15 protein-coding genes are annotated in these 17,161 nt (G+C 38.0%); 2 read left to right on the top strand and 13 right to left on the bottom strand.

Going from position 1 to position 17,161, the window contains the following annotated elements:
- The first annotated feature begins 43 nt into the window (after positions 1–43).
- Positions 44–274, top strand: coding sequence for a DNA-dependent RNA polymerase subunit epsilon (locus STRPS_RS05750; protein WP_007892277.1), 231 nt, complete (start codon positions 44–46; stop codon positions 272–274).
- A 1-nt stretch (position 275) separates the two neighbouring features.
- Positions 276–1,961, top strand: a complete 1,686-nt coding sequence (gene rnjA / locus STRPS_RS05745) for a ribonuclease J1 (protein ID WP_007892576.1) — start codon at positions 276–278, stop codon at positions 1,959–1,961.
- A 51-nt stretch (positions 1,962–2,012) separates the two neighbouring features.
- Here rnjA and STRPS_RS05740 read toward each other — a convergent pair whose 3' ends face one another.
- The 13 genes from STRPS_RS05740 to rpsG all read right to left on the bottom strand — a co-directional run bounded on the left by STRPS_RS05740 (position 2,013) and on the right by rpsG (position 17,158).
- On the bottom strand, positions 2,013–2,948 hold the full coding sequence (locus tag STRPS_RS05740) for an ABC transporter ATP-binding protein (protein WP_007892581.1): 936 nt from the start codon (positions 2,946–2,948) through the stop codon (positions 2,013–2,015).
- On the bottom strand, positions 2,948–3,994 hold the full coding sequence (locus tag STRPS_RS05735) for an ABC transporter ATP-binding protein (RefSeq protein ID WP_007892284.1): 1,047 nt from the start codon (positions 3,992–3,994) through the stop codon (positions 2,948–2,950). The genes STRPS_RS05740 and STRPS_RS05735 overlap by 1 nt, the downstream gene beginning before the upstream one ends.
- Positions 3,995–4,004: 10 nt before the next feature.
- Entirely contained in the window at positions 4,005–5,036 is a 1,032-nt protein-coding gene (locus STRPS_RS05730; protein WP_007892413.1) for an ABC transporter permease, read from the bottom strand.
- A 9-nt stretch (positions 5,037–5,045) separates the two neighbouring features.
- Entirely contained in the window at positions 5,046–5,960 is a 915-nt protein-coding gene (locus STRPS_RS05725) for an ABC transporter permease (protein ID WP_007896266.1), read from the bottom strand.
- 71 nt (positions 5,961–6,031) lie between these two features.
- On the bottom strand, positions 6,032–7,690 hold the full coding sequence (locus tag STRPS_RS05720; RefSeq protein WP_007892405.1) for a peptide ABC transporter substrate-binding protein: 1,659 nt from the start codon (positions 7,688–7,690) through the stop codon (positions 6,032–6,034).
- Between the two features lie 229 nt (positions 7,691–7,919).
- Positions 7,920–9,266, bottom strand: a complete 1,347-nt coding sequence (glnA, locus tag STRPS_RS05715; RefSeq protein ID WP_007892324.1) for a type I glutamate--ammonia ligase — start codon at positions 9,264–9,266, stop codon at positions 7,920–7,922.
- Between the two features lie 41 nt (positions 9,267–9,307).
- Positions 9,308–9,679, bottom strand: coding sequence for a MerR family transcriptional regulator (locus STRPS_RS05710; protein ID WP_007892552.1), 372 nt, complete (start codon positions 9,677–9,679; stop codon positions 9,308–9,310).
- A 75-nt stretch (positions 9,680–9,754) separates the two neighbouring features.
- Positions 9,755–10,276 carry an FUSC family protein gene (locus STRPS_RS05705; protein ID WP_007892478.1) on the bottom strand — a complete coding sequence of 174 codons (522 nt, stop codon included), beginning with the start codon at positions 10,274–10,276 and terminating at the stop codon, positions 9,755–9,757.
- 413 nt (positions 10,277–10,689) lie between these two features.
- Positions 10,690–11,886: a phosphoglycerate kinase gene (locus STRPS_RS05700; RefSeq protein ID WP_007892278.1), complete on the bottom strand. Its 1,197-nt coding sequence runs from the start codon at positions 11,884–11,886 to the stop codon at positions 10,690–10,692.
- A gap of 157 nt (positions 11,887–12,043) precedes the next feature.
- Positions 12,044–12,901 (bottom strand): 5'-nucleotidase, lipoprotein e(P4) family, encoded by an 858-nt coding sequence (locus tag STRPS_RS05695; RefSeq protein WP_007892262.1) that lies wholly within the window; start codon positions 12,899–12,901, stop codon positions 12,044–12,046.
- Between the two features lie 263 nt (positions 12,902–13,164).
- Positions 13,165–14,175 carry a type I glyceraldehyde-3-phosphate dehydrogenase gene (gene gap / locus STRPS_RS05690; protein WP_007892541.1) on the bottom strand — a complete coding sequence of 337 codons (1,011 nt, stop codon included), beginning with the start codon at positions 14,173–14,175 and terminating at the stop codon, positions 13,165–13,167.
- A gap of 295 nt (positions 14,176–14,470) precedes the next feature.
- Entirely contained in the window at positions 14,471–16,549 is a 2,079-nt protein-coding gene (fusA, locus tag STRPS_RS05685) for an elongation factor G (protein ID WP_003085284.1), read from the bottom strand.
- Between the two features lie 138 nt (positions 16,550–16,687).
- Entirely contained in the window at positions 16,688–17,158 is a 471-nt protein-coding gene (rpsG, locus tag STRPS_RS05680) for a 30S ribosomal protein S7 (RefSeq protein WP_003085033.1), read from the bottom strand.
- Between the last annotated feature and the right edge of the window lie 3 nt (positions 17,159–17,161).

The following is a 17,161-nucleotide window of genomic DNA, read 5'->3' as shown; positions in this document are numbered from 1 at the left end:
TATTATAGTTTAAATCCTTGATTGACCAGAAAGGAAAAATAAAATGATTTACAAAGTTTTCTACCAAGAAACAAAAGACCGCAACCCACGTCGCGAAAATACTAAAACCTTATATATAGATATTGAAGCTAAAGACGAACTTGAGGGCCGTATTAAAGCACGTAAACTTGTTGAAGAAAAAACAAGCTACAACGTTGAATATATTGAGCTCCTCTCAGACAAACACCTCGAGTATGAAAAAGAAACAGGCGTTTTTGAAGTAACGGAGTTATAATATGTCAACAATCGATTTAAAACCTAATGAAGTTGGCGTCTTCGCCATTGGTGGTCTAGGGGAAATCGGCAAAAACACCTACGGTATTGAATATCAGGATGAAATTATCATTGTTGATGCGGGGATTAAATTTCCAGAGGATGATCTTTTAGGTATCGACTATGTTATTCCTGACTATTCTTATATTGTTGATAATCTTGATCGTGTTAAAGCTCTAGTCATTACCCATGGACACGAAGATCATATTGGTGGGATTCCATTCTTACTAAAACAAGCTAATGTCCCTATTTACGCTGGTCCACTTGCTCTCGCTCTAATCCGTGGCAAACTGGAGGAACATGGTTTGCTTCGGGATTCCAAAATGTACGAAATTAACCATAATACAGAATTGACCTTCAAAAATATGAGCGTCACTTTCTTTAGAACAACTCATTCCATTCCAGAACCTTTAGGTATTGTCATCCATACCCCTCAAGGCAAGATTGTTTGTACCGGCGATTTCAAATTCGATTTCACCCCTGTTGGTGAGCCAGCAGATATCCATCGCATGGCTGCACTCGGTGAAGATGGCGTTCTTTGTCTCTTATCAGATTCCACAAATGCCGAAGTTCCAACTTTCACCAATTCTGAAAAAGTGGTTGGGCAATCTATCTTAAAAATTATTGAGGGAATCCACGGACGCATCATATTCGCTTCCTTCGCTTCCAACATTTTCCGTCTGCAACAGGCTGCTGAAGCTGCTGTTAAAACTGGACGAAAAATTGTTGTCTTCGGCCGTTCCATGGAAAAAGCTATTGTGAACGGTATTGAACTAGGTTACATCAAGGTTCCAAAGGGTACCTTTATTGAACCTAATGAAATTAAAGACTACCACGCTAATGAAATCTTGATTATGTGTACTGGTAGCCAAGGGGAATCCATGGCTGCCCTTGCAAGAATTGCCAATGGTACTCATCGTCAAGTTGCTTTGCAGCCAGGCGATACCGTTATCTTCTCATCAAGTCCGATTCCTGGAAATACAACCAGCGTCAATAAACTGATCAATACTATCCAAGAAGCTGGCGTAGAAGTCATTCACGGTAAAGTCAATAACATCCATACATCTGGTCATGGGGGCCAACAGGAACAAAAACTCATGTTGCGCCTGATGAAACCAAAATTCTTCATGCCCGTTCATGGTGAATACCGAATGCAGAAAGTCCATGCCGGCTTAGCTGAAGATACAGGTATCCCAGAAGAAAATATTTTCATTCTCGAAAATGGTGACGTTCTAGCCTTAACAAGCGACTCAGCTCGCCGTGCAGGTCATTTCAATGCTCAAGATATCTATGTTGATGGAAATGGCATTGGTGATATCGGAACAGCTGTTCTACGTGATCGTCGTGATCTTTCAGAAGATGGGGTCGTTCTAGCAGTAGCAACCGTTGATTTTGACACACAAATGATTCTAGCTGGTCCAGATATTCTCAGCCGTGGCTTTATCTACATGCGCGAATCTGGTGATTTAATCCGAGAAAGTCAACGCGTCTTGTTTAATGCCATACGTATTGCACTTAAGAATAAAGAAGCTAGCATTCAATCTGTTAATGGTGCTATCGTAAACGCTCTTCGTCCTTTCTTGTTTGAAAAAACTGAAAGAGAACCTATTATCATTCCAATGATATTAACCCCTGATAAAGAAGACTAATCAACAAAAAACCAATCCGAGGATTGGTTTTTTTGACTTATTTAAGTTATTTTACTTTCTTTGTTGAGCTCTATATGCTTCTGCTTCTGCTTCGGTCGATAAAACAAAGTGACCTGGCGTAATTTCATGCATATGACGTTCTTGTCCGTCCATTTCGATACTTGGATCGTAAATTTCAGCAACCCGTTGACGCTCAATATCAGGATCTGGTTCTGGGATAGCAGAGAGGAGGCTCCTAGTGTAGGGATGAATAGGGTTATTGTAAACATCATCAGAAGTTCCAATCTCTAACATCTTGCCCCAATGCATAACACCAATACGATCGGAAATATATTTAACCATTGACAAATCATGAGCAATAAAGAGATAAGTCAAACCTCTTTCTTCTTGTAATCGTTGCATTAAGTTAACAACCTGTGCTTGAATGGAGACGTCTAGAGCAGATATTGGCTCGTCAGCAATGATGAACTTAGGTTTAACAGCCAAAGCTCTTGCAATACCAATCCGTTGACGTTGACCGCCAGAAAATTCATGAGGGTAACGTGTGACATGGTCGCGGTTCAAGCCAACACGTTCAAGTAATTCCTGGACCCGTTCTTCACGCTCTGCTTTATTTGGTGAAAGTTTATGAATATCTAGACCTTCTGCAACAATGTCTCTAATTTTCATCCGCCCATTAAGACTAGCTTGTGGATCTTGGAAAATCATCTGGGCATCTTTACGGAACTCATGTAAGTCTTTACCTTTAAGATTTGAAATCGTTTTGCCATTAAAGATAATATCACCTTCATTGATATCATAAAGCTTCAAAATAGCACGGCCAACTGTCGTCTTTCCTGATCCAGATTCTCCGACAAGACCAAAGACTTCACCTTCATAGATATCAAAGCTGATATTGTCAATAGCCTTAACTTCATTCTTTTTACCCTTATTGAAGATCAGTGAAACATTCTTAAGCTCAACTAATTTTTTACCTTCTTCTGTCATCAAGCTTGACCTCCATTCTTTTCAGCCCATTTCTTCCAACGTTTTTGTATTTGAACCGGAGGAATGACTTTCGGCGCACGCTCATCTAACAACCAAGTAGCAGCAAAATGCGTGTCACTAACTTTAAACATTGGGGGCTCTTCTTCATGATCAATATCCAAAGCAAATTCATTACGAGCTGCAAAGGCATCACCTTTTGGCGGATTTAGTAAATCCGGTGGTGTCCCAGGAATTGATTCTAAAGTACCAGCTTCTGTATCCGTTGTTGGCATTGATTTTAAGAGGCCCCAAGTGTATGGGTGTTGTGGATTATAGAAAACTTCGTCAACTGTACCATATTCAACAATCTTTCCGGCATACATAACAGCAACACGATCTGCCATACCTGCAACAACTCCTAAATCATGAGTAATGAAGATAATAGACGACGAAATTTGTGACTGCAAGCCTTTCATTAATTTCAAAATTTGATTTTGAATGGTAACATCAAGGGCAGTTGTTGGTTCATCAGCTATCAGAATTTCCGGATTGGCTGCCAAGGCGATAGCAATAACGGCACGTTGTCGCATACCACCTGACCATTGGTGAGGATAATCGTTGATGTGTTCTTCAGCATTAGGAATACCTACTTGATGCATCAATTTCAAGGCACGATCCAATGCTTCTTGCTTAGATACAGGCTCATGGATTAGAATCGCTTCGGCAATTTGCTTGCCAATTTTCATGGTAGGATCCAAACTAGTCATTGGATCTTGGAAAATCATGGCAATTTCTTTCCCACGAACTTTAACCCATTCTTCTTCTTTTAAATTATTAAGTTTTTTACCTTTAAAGTCAATATCACCTGAAATACTTGCATTCTTGGCATTCAAGCCCATTAGGGTCCGGGTGGTTACAGACTTTCCTGATCCAGATTCACCAACGATAGCTAGGGTTTCCCCCTTATATAATTCGAAGTTGATATCTCGGATAGCTTTAACATCTCCAGCATAAGTTTTGAAATCAACGTGGAGGTTTTTAACAGTTAAGATTGTTTCATTTGACATGTTTTTCCTCCTAGTCATTACTTGATTTTGGATCAAATGCATCACGTAAGCCATCACCTAATAAAATAAAGGCTAACGAAATAAAAACAAGAGCAAGAGCTGGCAATAATACCTGATAAGGGAAGTATTGCAAGTTTTCTTGAGCATCAGTAATCAAAGAACCTAGTGAAGCAGTCGGCGGTTTAACACCAAGGTTGATGGCAGATAATACCGACTCATACATAATAGCACTTGGAACAGTCATCATAATTTGGACAATAATGATCCCTGAAATATTTGGAAGAACATGCTTGAAAGCTATTTTAAAATTACTCTCACCTAAGGCACGAGAAGCCAAAATGAAGTCACGTTCACGGTAGGACAGGGTTAAATTCCGAACTTGACGCGCCATTGAAGTCCACCCAACAATGGCAATTGAAATAATAATTGACAAAACCCCATTTCCAAGGAGTAAGCCAAGCATTGTTACAATAACTAAGTTAGGGATTGAAGAAATAACCTCAATAATCCGCTGCATAAGGGTATCAACTTTGCCACCAGTAAAACCCGAAATTAAACCATAAGTCACGCCGATAATTAAGTCAATTAAAGTTGCTACAATTGCAATCAACAATGAAATACGAATACCCACAGTAATTCGTTTTCCTATACTGCGTCCTAAACTGTCTGTTCCTAAGAGGAATTTTTTGTTTTCTGGTACACCTTGATCTGCATAAGCATCATTAGGTTCTGTATTACCAGCATAAGTAATACTACCATTCCAAAATGGTAAATTTGAGCTGAGCTTTGGTGGTAAATTACGGTAAATATTAACCTCTTTACTGTCAAAACTATTAGCATCATTTTTAGATACGATAAAACTTGAGCCGACAGCAAATACTAATAAGGTTACCAAAAAGACCATCGAAATAACAGCCAATTTATTCTTTTTCAAGCGTCGCCAAGCATCTTCTAGGAAAGATAAGGCTGGCTTTTCAATTTTTTCTTGTTGAGCGTTTGAGCCGACACCAACAAGTTTAAATGATTTTTTTTCTTCTAGCATCTTACTCTCCTATCCTAGACGTACACGGGGATCAGCAATACTGATAATAATATCAGTCATTAAAATAGCCACCATAAGCATCAAGGCATAAACAATTGTCGTTCCCATAATAACAGGGTAATCTTTAGTCGGAATTGATGAAACAAACTGCTGCCCAATACCAGGGATTGAGAAAATTTGCTCAATCAAGGCTGATCCGGTTAAAATATTAGCAGCCATTGGTCCAACAAGCGTTAACACTGGGATCATCGAATTACGATAAGCATGCTTATTGGTTACTTGACTATTGGTTAATCCTTTAGCACGTGCTAATTGGATATAGTCTGTATTCAGGGTTTCAATCATCTCACTACGGAAAAAACGAGTCACTTGAGCAAAAACCGGAATAGCTAAACTGAAAGTCGGTAAAATGGTTTGCGCAAAAGTTCCCCAGCCAGATAATGGGAGAAGGCCCCACTTAAAACCAAAATAGTCTAAAAGCAATAAACCAATAATAAATGACGGTACTGAAATACCTAAGGTTGAAATAACACTCAAAAAACCATCAATTTTATTATTTTTATTACGTGCCGAAATTGCACCAACTAATAAACCACCTGAAATACCAACGACAAGTGCTTGAATCCCTAAGTGTACAGAGACACCTAGTCGTTGTGAAATGAGCTTAGTGACAGATTGATTAACAGATTGGTAACTTGTTCCAAAGTCGCCATGCAGAACATCAAACAAATACTTCAAGTATTGTTGCCATAATGGCTTATCCAAGCCATATTGCTTGTTCATCATTGCAATCATTGCATCTGTTAATTTCGGATTGTTGTACGGAGTTCCTGGCATAATCTGCATCAGGAAAAAAGATAGGGTTATAACTACCCATAAAGTTACTAATAAAATAGCAACGCGTTTTAATAAATATCTAGTCATGATTTCCCTCTAACAAAAGCAAGAACTGGTATAAAACCAATTCTTGCACTATTTCGTTACGATTAGGTCTCTTATTTTTTATAAGCGTAGGTAAAGTCAACGTTTAAGCCAGTTGAATTACGAACGAGACCTTTAATGCTTGGATTTTGCAGAGCTTGAGTTGTTCTGAAGTATACAGGGTTATAGTATGCATTGTCATAAAGAACTTTCTCAGCATCTTTATAATCATGGGCAGCAGCATCAACATCTAAAGCATCAGCTGTAATGGCTTTTTTATAAGCAGCATCATATTCTTGACTTGCAAATTTGCCATAGTTGTAAGCAGCATCAGATGTGAAGAGACCATAGAAAGTTGAACCTTCTGGATAATCACCACCCCAAAGAGCAAGAGCAACATCAAAGTTTTGATTTTTTGTATCTTCCAGACGTTGCTTAAAGGTTACAAATTTTTCTTCAACAGTAAGCCCTGGAAGTGCTTTTTCCCATGTTTCTTTAATGTAATCAACCGTTGCTTTAGCTACCGGACTATCCGCATCAGCCGTCACCGTTATTTTCGCAGAATCCTTACCAAGTTCTTTCAAACCTTCTTTAAAGAGCTTAGCAGCTTCTTTTTCATCATACTTATAACCTGGTGCGACATATTTTGTTAAATCTGAACCATCTTTAAGTTTAGCAAGGCCAGTTGGGGCAATCGCTGTCGCAGGTTTTGAGCCAGTATCCACAGCTGCCGCTACAATACCTTTACGATCTGTCGCCAAGTTCAAAGCCTGACGAATTTTAGTATTTGATAAAGCAGGTACTTTTCCAGTTTGGTTGTAAACCATATAAGCCGTTGTTGCTTCTGGAACATCAACAATGTCTTTATTTTTCTTGTTGGCATTGTAGATAGCTGAAGTTGCTGAAATATTTGCCAAATCAAGCTTACCTTGTTTGTACATTTGAACAGCCGTATCAGGTTTTTTAACAGTTTGAACGTTTACTACTTTTGTCTTAACAGCTTTTGCATTCCAGTAATTTTTGTTTTTTATAAGTTTGAAAGTTCCACTAGTACCATTCCATTTTTCAACAGTATAAGGACCAGAGTAAATTTGTTTATCTGAAGATGTTCCATAATCCTTACCAGCTTTTTTCACAAATTCTTCTTTTTGTGGCATAAAGCTAGCAAATGATAATAGACTCTTGAACTGCGGTGATGGTTTAGACAAGGTAAAAATAACTTTATTGCCTTCAGCTTTAACACCTAGTGAATCTAAATCCTTGTTTTTACCAGAATTGATTTCTTCTGCATTTTTCAAATGAGCATCAAAAGTTAAATAAGCATATTCTGAGGCAGTGGCTGGATCAACAATACGTTTCCAAGAATAGACAAAGTCTTTTGCTGTCAACTCGCTACCATCAGACCATTTCAAGCCATCACGCAAAGTTGCTGTATAGGTCAAGCCATCTTTTGAAACATCAACTTTCTTCGCTAAATCCGGCTGAAGTTTTCCTTTATCATCAACTCGGAGTAAATTACTTTCAGAGTTTCCAATGGCCAATGAAGAATAAGAATCTGTGTTCTTAGAAATATCTAAAGAAATAATTTCAGTTGGAGTATACCAGTTGATTTCATCTTTGTTACCAGCTTTAGTGGTAGATTTATTTCCACAAGCTATTAATAGCGTGGCAGATGCAAGTGTCATTGCTCCTAGACCAACGCGTTTCCATCTTGCTTTTTGTTGCTCGTTCATGTAAAAACCTCCTAGTTAAACATATTGTGTGTAAGTTGATAGATTAAATTATATCACAATTCAGAAAAAAGGGAATAGATTTGTCTGAAAATTTTGATATTAAATTTTTATAGAATAATCTTAACAGAATCCTTATCAAATCAATATTTTCTGATTTTTTTATTTATAAAAAAACAATAAAATGAATATATTTAAAAAATCACTAGGCAAAACTAGTGATTTTTTATAGCTAATAACTATGAAGATAGTTATCAATTTCCCATTGTGAGACAAAGGTTGCATAAGAGGCCCATTCAATGCGCTTAGCTTCGATGAAATTCGTATAAATATGTTCACCTAGTGCATTTATAACAACATCGTCCGTTTGAAGTGCCTTGATAGCATTATGAAGGGTTGAAGGAAGATCAACGATACCAGCTGCTTGACGTTCTTCGATAGACATCGTGTAAATATTGGCTTCGACCGGAGTCGGTGCTTCAATTTTGTTTTCGATACCATCTAGTCCAGATTCTAAAAGCACAGCTAAGGCCAAGTAAGGATTAGCCGTTGGATCAACGGAGCGTAATTCTAAACGAGTTCCCTTACCACGAGAAGCAGGCACTCGAATGAGCGGCGAGCGGTTGCGGCCAGCCCAAGCAACATACACAGGAGCTTCATAGCCCGGCACCAAACGTTTATAAGAATTAACTGTCGGATTCGTGATAGCGGTATAGCTGTAAGCATGCTTCATTAAGCCACCTAGGAAATAGTAAGCATCTTCAGATAGTTGCATACCGCGACCATCATTTTCATCATAAAAAGCATTATTGCCGTCTTTATCAAACAAGGACATATTGCAATGCATACCAGAACCATTAATACCGAATTTAGGTTTAGCCATGAAAGTTGCATATAAACCATGTTCACGCGCAATTGTTTTGACAACCAGCTTAAAAATTTGAATATTATCACAAGCTTTTAAAACATCATCATATTTAAAATCGATTTCATGTTGACCTACAGCAACTTCGTGATGACTCGCTTCCACTTCAAAGCCCATTTTTGTAAGCACATTAACAATTTCACGACGTGTATTATCAGCAAGATCAGTCGGAGCTAAGTCAAAGTAGCCACCATTATCGTTAACCTCAAGTGTAGGCTTGCCTTGGTCATCCATTTTGAAGAGGAAAAATTCAGGTTCTGGTCCCAAATTGAAAGATTTATAACCTACTTCTTCCATATGCTTTAAAGCACGTTTTAAGTTTCCTCGAGGGTCACCCGCAAATGGTTGACCTTCTGCCGTATATATATCACAAATCAGACCACCAACAGCGCCATTTTCGTCCCCCCAAGGGAAAACAATCCAAGTATCCAAGTCAGGATATAAGTACATATCTGATTCATTAATACGAACAAAGCCTTCAATAGAAGAACCGTCAAACATCACTTTATTCGACAAAACCTTTTCCAACTGTTCGTCCGTAGCAGGAATTTCAACATTCTTCATAATTCCCATTATATCTGTAAACATTAGACGAAGAAAGGTAACATTCTTCTCTTTTACTTCCTGACGAATGTCAGCTGCTGTGATTACCATAGAAATATTTCTCCTTACTATTTCCCAAATCTAGTTCGTCATTAAATACGAAAGTTTCCCATTGGCTGCGCTGGTGACTTGAAACCACCTTGACTTAAGAGTTCATCATGAAGAATTCGTCTGACATCCGCATCAGTCAAGACCTTTTCAGTTTGATGGAATTTATTTTCCCTTCGAATGTATTCACGTTTAATAGCAGCAATTTTAAGGCCATCATTTATAAAATCCTTAATTTCTAACAACCGATCCATGTCGTTCAAAGAAAACATCCGGCGATTGCCTTCTGTACGCTCTGGCTTGATGAGCTCTTGATCCTCATAGTAACGAATCTGTCTAGCAGACAGATCTGTTAGTTTCATAACGGTACCGATAGGGAATACTGCCATTGATCGTCTTAATTCTTTTTCTTTCATGAATTCCTCCTTTCACACCCCCTATTATAACGCATGCATACTAAATGTCAAGAACTGATGTTACATTTTCTAACATCAGCCCTCTTTTTTTATCTTTCTTAACTTTCGGCGCAGCCATTCTACATCAGTATTGACTAATATAGCAATAAAGACACCACAGAATGTTTCAAAAACTCGAGCTAAAACATAAACAAAGGTGTCACCTGACGGGATAGACAAGGTAATGACTAGTAGCGCTGCTACACCGCCAATAATACCTGCCGTGTTATTAAAAGCTACATTAAACATAATGGTTAACATGGTCAATATAGGAACAAAAATTAAAGTTACCCAGAATTGATGATGAAATAACATTTGCATAAGGTAGTAAAGGAGGGCACAAAAGCCTCCGATACTGTTGCCAATTATCCTAGAGGTTCCAAAAGAAACTGTTTTATCAATGCTCTCTCGTAAACTAAAAACTGCTGTCAGCGCCCCAATTTGCAGCCCTTCAAAGCCAAAAAGATGAAATAGGAACAATACTAAGAAGACTGAGAGGCCAGTTTTAAAGGTTCTCATGCCCAACTTAAACTTTTTAGGATCAAAATAATAATTCATTTTTCAATATATCCCTTCCAAATATAGTTAAGTGTACCATATTCATTAGAGTTTTGTCATTTTCTGGTTGACAGACCATAAGAGGAGGAGCATCTGTTGAAGAAGCCCTTTAACCTATCTAACCTTTTTAGTCAACCCGCAAGCTAAAAGAACATATCTATCACATAGAAGAGCATAAAAAAAGGCGCTATAAAAGCACCTTTTTATGGCTCAAAAAACCTTATTATTATCAGTCAGAGCTGCTAGACCCGGTAGTTCCTTTCCTTCTAATAATTCCATTGATGCTCCACCACCGCGTCACAAATACTTCCATTATCAAAAAAGGCCGCATATGCGACCTTTTTCTAACATTCCAGTTTTGTTCCTTTTTCTACAAAATCAGGATTTTGCAGAGACTGGCAACAGGTGGAATTTTATTTTTCTGTTAAGGCAGCTAGACCTGGTAATTCTTTTCCTTCTAATAATTCCATTGATGCTCCACCACCTGTTGAAATCCATGAGAATTTGTCGGCACGGCCAAGGTTGATTGCTGCCGCTGCAGAATCACCACCACCGATGATTGATTTAACACCTGGTTGTTTAACAATAGAATCCATCACTCCAATTGTACCTGCTTGGAAATCAGGATTTTCGAATACACCCATTGGCCCATTCCAAACAACTGTCTTAGCGCCTTCAAGAGCTTTGTCGAAAGCTGCAATTGACTTAGGTCCAATATCTAAGCCTAAGAAACCTTCTGAAACCGCTTCACCCTCTGTATCGCGTACTTCAGTATAGTCGGCAAAAGCATTAGCTTCTTTAGAATCAACTGGTAAAATTAATTTGCCATTTGATTTTTCAAGCAACTCTTTGGCAACATCCAGTTTGTCTTCCTCAACAAGAGAGTTTCCAATTTCAATTCCTTGCGCTTTGTAGAATGTGTAAGTCATTCCGCCACCAATAAGAACTTTATCTGCTTTTTCAAGAAGGTTTTCAATAACCCCAATCTTATCTGAAACCTTTGAACCACCTAAAATAGCTACGAATGGACGTTCAGGCTTTTCAACCGCTTCTTTAATATAGGCAATTTCATTTTCTAAAAGGAATCCTGCAACAGCTTTTTCAACATTTGCAGAAATACCAACGTTTGAAGCATGCGCACGGTGTGCTGTCCCAAAAGCATCATTTACAAAGATTCCATCTCCGAGTGAAGCCCAATACTTACCTAGCTCTGAATCATTTTTAGATTCTTTTTTACCATCAACATCTTCAAAACGAGTGTTTTCAACAAGTAATACTTGTCCATCTTCTAAAGCATCAATTGCAGCTTCCAATTCTGCTCCACGTGTTACACCAGGGAAAACAACATCTTGGCCAAGTTTTTCTGCTAAATTTTTAGCAACTGGCGCAAGTGATTTACCTTCTTTGTCTGCTTCTTCTTTTACACGACCTAAATGTGAAAAGAGGATAGCGCGGCCACCATTTTCAACGATGTATTTAATGGTTGGCAATGCAGCAGCGATACGGTTATCATTTGTGATAACACCGTCTTTTAATGGTACGTTAAAGTCAACGCGAACAAGAACTTTTTTCCCTTTTAAGTCAAGGTCTTTAACAGTCATTTTAGCCATGTGAATAGACTCCTTAATATTTTTTATACCCTTTATTATAGCATATTTTTTGTAAGAATTCTAAAATATGAAAGCAATTAATTATTTTTTTCACAATTTTTTCACTTAAAAAGATATCTCTAATAGCTTTGGAAAGTCTACTGGCTTATAAATCATGTCAGTCGGCAAATCCTTTTAGGGCTGCATCACGTAACCGCATTTGTTCTTTAGCAGTAGGGTATTTCCCTTCATAAAGTGCACTTTCCCATGACCCATACATCGGATTTGGGAAGATAATGAATTTTCTTCCAAATTCCTCATGGAGCTCCTTTAGTAACTTTTGTCTATCAGGGTGTGACTTCTTAGAAAAATCTGCAAAGTCTACCAAGTTATCCCCAAATAACATGATGAGATTTGTATTTTCCTTTACTTTTTGGCGTCTACTTTCTTTTGATTTCACTCCCTCTTCTAAGAACAAGAAATGGCTTTTGTCTTGGACTGGCAGACCTTCTTTTTTGAGGTTTTCCATCGTAGCATCCACTTGTTTTACTGTTCGATCTGAAATATAGTATATCTGAACACCGCTTTGGTCTGCAAATTGTAAGAAATCTTTTGCTCCAGCCACAGGTTTAGCTTCTTTCTTTTGTACCCACTTGTCCCAAGATTTAGGATTAAAAGTAGTTCCTTCTTTTATATTTTGAGCTTGATAAGGACTATTATCCAAAACAGTTTCATCAATATCTAAAACAATGGAATAAGGCTTATCGCTTTTTTGTTCTAATTGATTTTTTAATCTATCTGTTGCCAATTGATAGCCTTGCAGATACAGGGCCTTTGCTTCTTCAGCATTTTGATACCACAAGGTTGACATGGTATTTTCTTTGGAACGCGCTTGATCATAAGTCAAACTTACCTTCTCTTGAGAAGGCGTATTCTTTTTAGAACTCTGGTTCAGCTGTCCATTATTGGAACATCCTACTAAAAGAAAAAGTGTTAGAGGAAGCATAAGATTAAGAAACTGTTTTTGGATTTTCATCATTTTCTCCTTATTGTTTGATAATAAAATTCTAACGCTAGTCTTATGTGATGTCAAGTACTGCTATATTAAAGGGTGAGCGGTCTATTCTTTTGAATTTTAGTGAAAAAAATTGCTTACATGAAATCCATTTTTCGTTATTTTCAAGTAATTGAAAGGCAACCTTCATTTATACAAAGAATATCCCAGATATTCCTACTAATTATTCGGAAAAAAATTTACAAAAAAAGGAAGAAATAGTTCTTCCTTTTCACTTATTAGTATTATTTAGCAATTTTTGCAAAGTACTCAAGAGTACGTACAAGTTGAGCAGTGTAAGACATTTCGTTATCGTACCATGAAACAACTTTAACTAATTGTTGTCCATCAACAGTTTGTACTTTAGTTTGAGTAGCATCAAACAATGAACCGTATGCCATACCAACGATGTCTGAAGAAACGATTGGATCTTCAGTGTAACCATAAGAATCGTTAGCTGCTGCTTTCATAGCTGCATTGATTTCTTCTACTGAAGTTTCTTTTTCAAGAACTGCTACTAACTCTGTAACAGAACCAGTTGGAACAGGAACACGTTGTGCAGCACCATCAAGTTTACCATTTAATTCAGGGATAACAAGACCGATTGCTTTAGCAGCACCAGTTGAGTTTGGCACAATGTTAGCTGCAGCAGCACGAGCACGGCGAAGGTCACCACCACGGTGTGGTCCGTCAAGAACCATTTGGTCACCAGTGTAAGCATGGATAGTTGTCATTAAACCTTGTTTTACACCAAAGTTATCTTGTAAAGCTTTAGCCATTGGTGCTAAACAGTTTGTAGTACATGAAGCACCAGAGATAACTGTTTCAGATCCATCAAGGATGTCATGGTTTGTGTTAAATACAACAGTTTTAACATCGTCTCCACCAGGAGCTGTGATAACAACTTTTTTAGCGCCATTAGCATGTAAATGTTTTTCAGCAGCTGCTTTTTTAGCAAAGAAACCAGTTGCTTCAAGAACGATTTCAACACCATCAGTTGCCCAGTCAATGTTTTCTGGATCTTTTTCTGCAGAAACTTTAATAAAGTTTCCGTTTACTTCAAATCCACCATCTTTAACTTCAACAGTTCCATCGAAACGACCTTGAGTTGTATCATATTTCAATAAATGTGCAAGCATGTTAGGGTCTGTAAGATCGTTAATACGAGTAACTTCAACACCTTCAACGTTTTGAATACGACGGAATGCAAGACGTCCGATACGACCGAAACCGTTAATACCAACTTTAACTACCATTAGTGATTTCCTCCTTATGAAAATCAAAAGAATTATTATTAAGGGAATGTCCCTTCCTATTGTGAAAAGATTAACTAGTAGAGATTTGCGTCAACCTTTCAACAGAACTATTATATAACTATTTCAGTAAAATTGCAAACAATATAACTATTTTCACAAACTAAAAAATCCACTTAAAGCTTGATAAGACTGGGTTTTTTGAAAGTGTTTTCACTGTTATATAGTATTTGTCCAACAAGGATATTCACAAACAAAAAAGAAGCTAAGGTATCTCCCTCAGCTTCTTTATTAGTGATTATTCACCGTGATTTTTTTTGATAATTTCTTCTTGTACAGATTTTGGAACATCTTCGTAATGGTCAAATACCATCATGAATGTACCACGTCCTTGGGTAGCTGAACGAAGAATTGTTGCATATCCAAACATTTCAGCAAGTGGAACGTATGCACGGACAACTTGAACATTACCACGAGCTTCCATACCATCAACACGACCACGACGTGCTGTAACATGGCCCATAACATCTCCTAAGTTATCTTCAGGAGCTGTAATCGTAACAAGCATCATAGGCTCTAAGATTGCTGGTTGTGCAGATTTAGCTGCTTCTTTAAGGGCAAGTGATGCTGCAATCTTGAAGGCAGTTTCTGATGAGTCAACGTCATGGTATGAACCATCATAAAGTTTAGCTTTTACGTCAACCAATGGGTATCCAGCAAGAACACCATTTGCCATTGACTCAATAAGTCCTTTTTCTACAGCTGGGATAAATTCACGCGGAACCACACCACCAACGATAGCATTTTCGAACTCAAATCCTTTACCTTCTTCATTTGGTGTAAATTCAATCCAAACATCACCGAATTGACCTTTACCACCAGATTGGCGTTTAAAGAATCCACGCGCTTGAGTTGAAGCACGGAATGTTTCACGGTATGATACCTGAGGAGCTCCTACATTTGCTTCCACTTTAAATTCGCGTTTCATACGGTCAACAAGGACGTCTAAGTGAAGCTCACCCATACCAGCGATAACTGTTTCACCAGTTTCAACGTTTGTTTCAACACGGAAAGTTGGATCTTCTTCAGCAAGTTTTTGAAGAGCAACACCCATTTTATCTTGGTCAGCTTTTGATTTAGGCTCAACCATCAATTGAATAACTGGTTCCGGAACATCAATTGATTCAAGGATAACTTTAGCTTTTTCATCAGTTAATGAGTCACCAGTTGTAGTATTTTTCAAACCAACCGCAGCAGCAATATCTCCAGCATACACTTTTTCGATTTCTTTACGAGTATTTGCATGCATTTGAAGAATACGACCAATACGTTCACGTTTATTTTTTGAAGTGTTCATTACGTATGAACCACTTTCAAGGATACCAGAGTAAACGCGGAAGAAAGTTAAACGACCTACAAATGGATCAGTCATGATCTTGAAGGCAAGAGCTGCGAATGGCTCTTCATCAGATGCTGGACGTGTTTCTTCTTCGTCTGTATCTGGATTAACACCTTTAATTGCAGGGATATCAAGTGGACTTGGAAGGTAGTCAATAACAGCATCAAGCATCAATTGAACACCTTTATTTTTGAAAGCTGAACCACAAAGAACTGGGAAGAATTCAACATTGATAGTTGCTTTACGGATACCTTCAACAAGTTCTTCATTAGTGATTTCTTCACCTTCAAGGTATTTCATCATTAATTCTTCATCAGTTTCTGCAACTGCTTCAATTAATTTTTCACGGTATTCATTTGCTTGATCCACATATTCCGCAGGAATTTCTTCTTCGCGGATGTCTGTTCCTAAATCGTTAGTATAGATTTCGGCTTTCATTTTGATTAAGTCAATGATACCAGAGAAATCATCTTCAGAACCAATCGGTAATTGAATTGGATGAGCATTTGCTTGAAGACGATCGTGAAGTGTGCTTACTGAGTAAAGGAAGTCTGCACCGATTTTATCCATCTTGTTAGCAAAAACGATACGGGGAACTTTATATTCAGTTGCTTGACGCCAAACTGTTTCAGTTTGAGGTTCAACCCCTGATTGTGCATCAAGAACAGTAACTGCTCCATCAAGTACACGAAGTGAACGTTGAACTTCAATGGTGAAGTCTACGTGTCCTGGTGTGTCGATGATGTTAACACGGTGACCATCCCATTGTGCAGTTGTCGCAGCAGATGTGATTGTAATACCACGTTCTTGTTCTTGTTCCATCCAGTCCATCTGTGACGCACCTTCGTGAGTTTCACCAATTTTATGGATTTTACCAGTATAGTAAAGAATACGCTCTGTTGTAGTTGTTTTACCGGCATCAACGTGAGCCATGATACCAATATTACGAGTTTTTGCTAGTGAAAATTCGCGGGCCATTAGGTTTTTTCTCCTATATTTTTTTTGATAAGTTCATTATATCATGATTTATAAAAAACGGATAGGCAGGACCTACCCGTTAACAAGATTATGAAACTTGATTGTTGTCTTAACTCAATTTTTAAAAATTGAACTATCTTACCAACGGAAGTGTGCAAAGGCACGGTTAGCTTCAGCCATTTTGTGAGTGTCTTCACGTTTTTTAACAGATGCACCTGTATTGTTTGCAGCATCCATGATTTCTTTTGCAAGACGTTCTTTCATAGTGTGTTCACCACGAGCACGTGATGCGTTAACTAACCAACGAAGACCTAAAGTTGTACGACGTTCTGGACGAACTTCAACTGGGACTTGGTAGTTTGATCCACCAACACGACGTGCACGTACTTCAAGTACAGGCATGATGTTTTCCATTGCTGTTTCAAAAACTTCTAAAGCATCATTTCCTGTTGCTTCTTTGATTGTTGCAAAAGCATCGTATACGATAGTAGCAGCTGTACCACGTTTACCATCAAGCATAACACGGTTGATAAGACGTGTTACAATTTTTGAATGATATAATGGATCTGGTAATACTTCACGCTTAGGCGCTTGATTTTTACGACTCATTGA

Origin of the sequence: Streptococcus pseudoporcinus LQ 940-04, assembly GCF_000188035.1 — a bacterium.
GTDB classification, from domain to species: Bacteria; Bacillota; Bacilli; order Lactobacillales; family Streptococcaceae; genus Streptococcus; species Streptococcus pseudoporcinus.
This window is presented reverse-complemented; position numbering and strand designations above follow the sequence as displayed.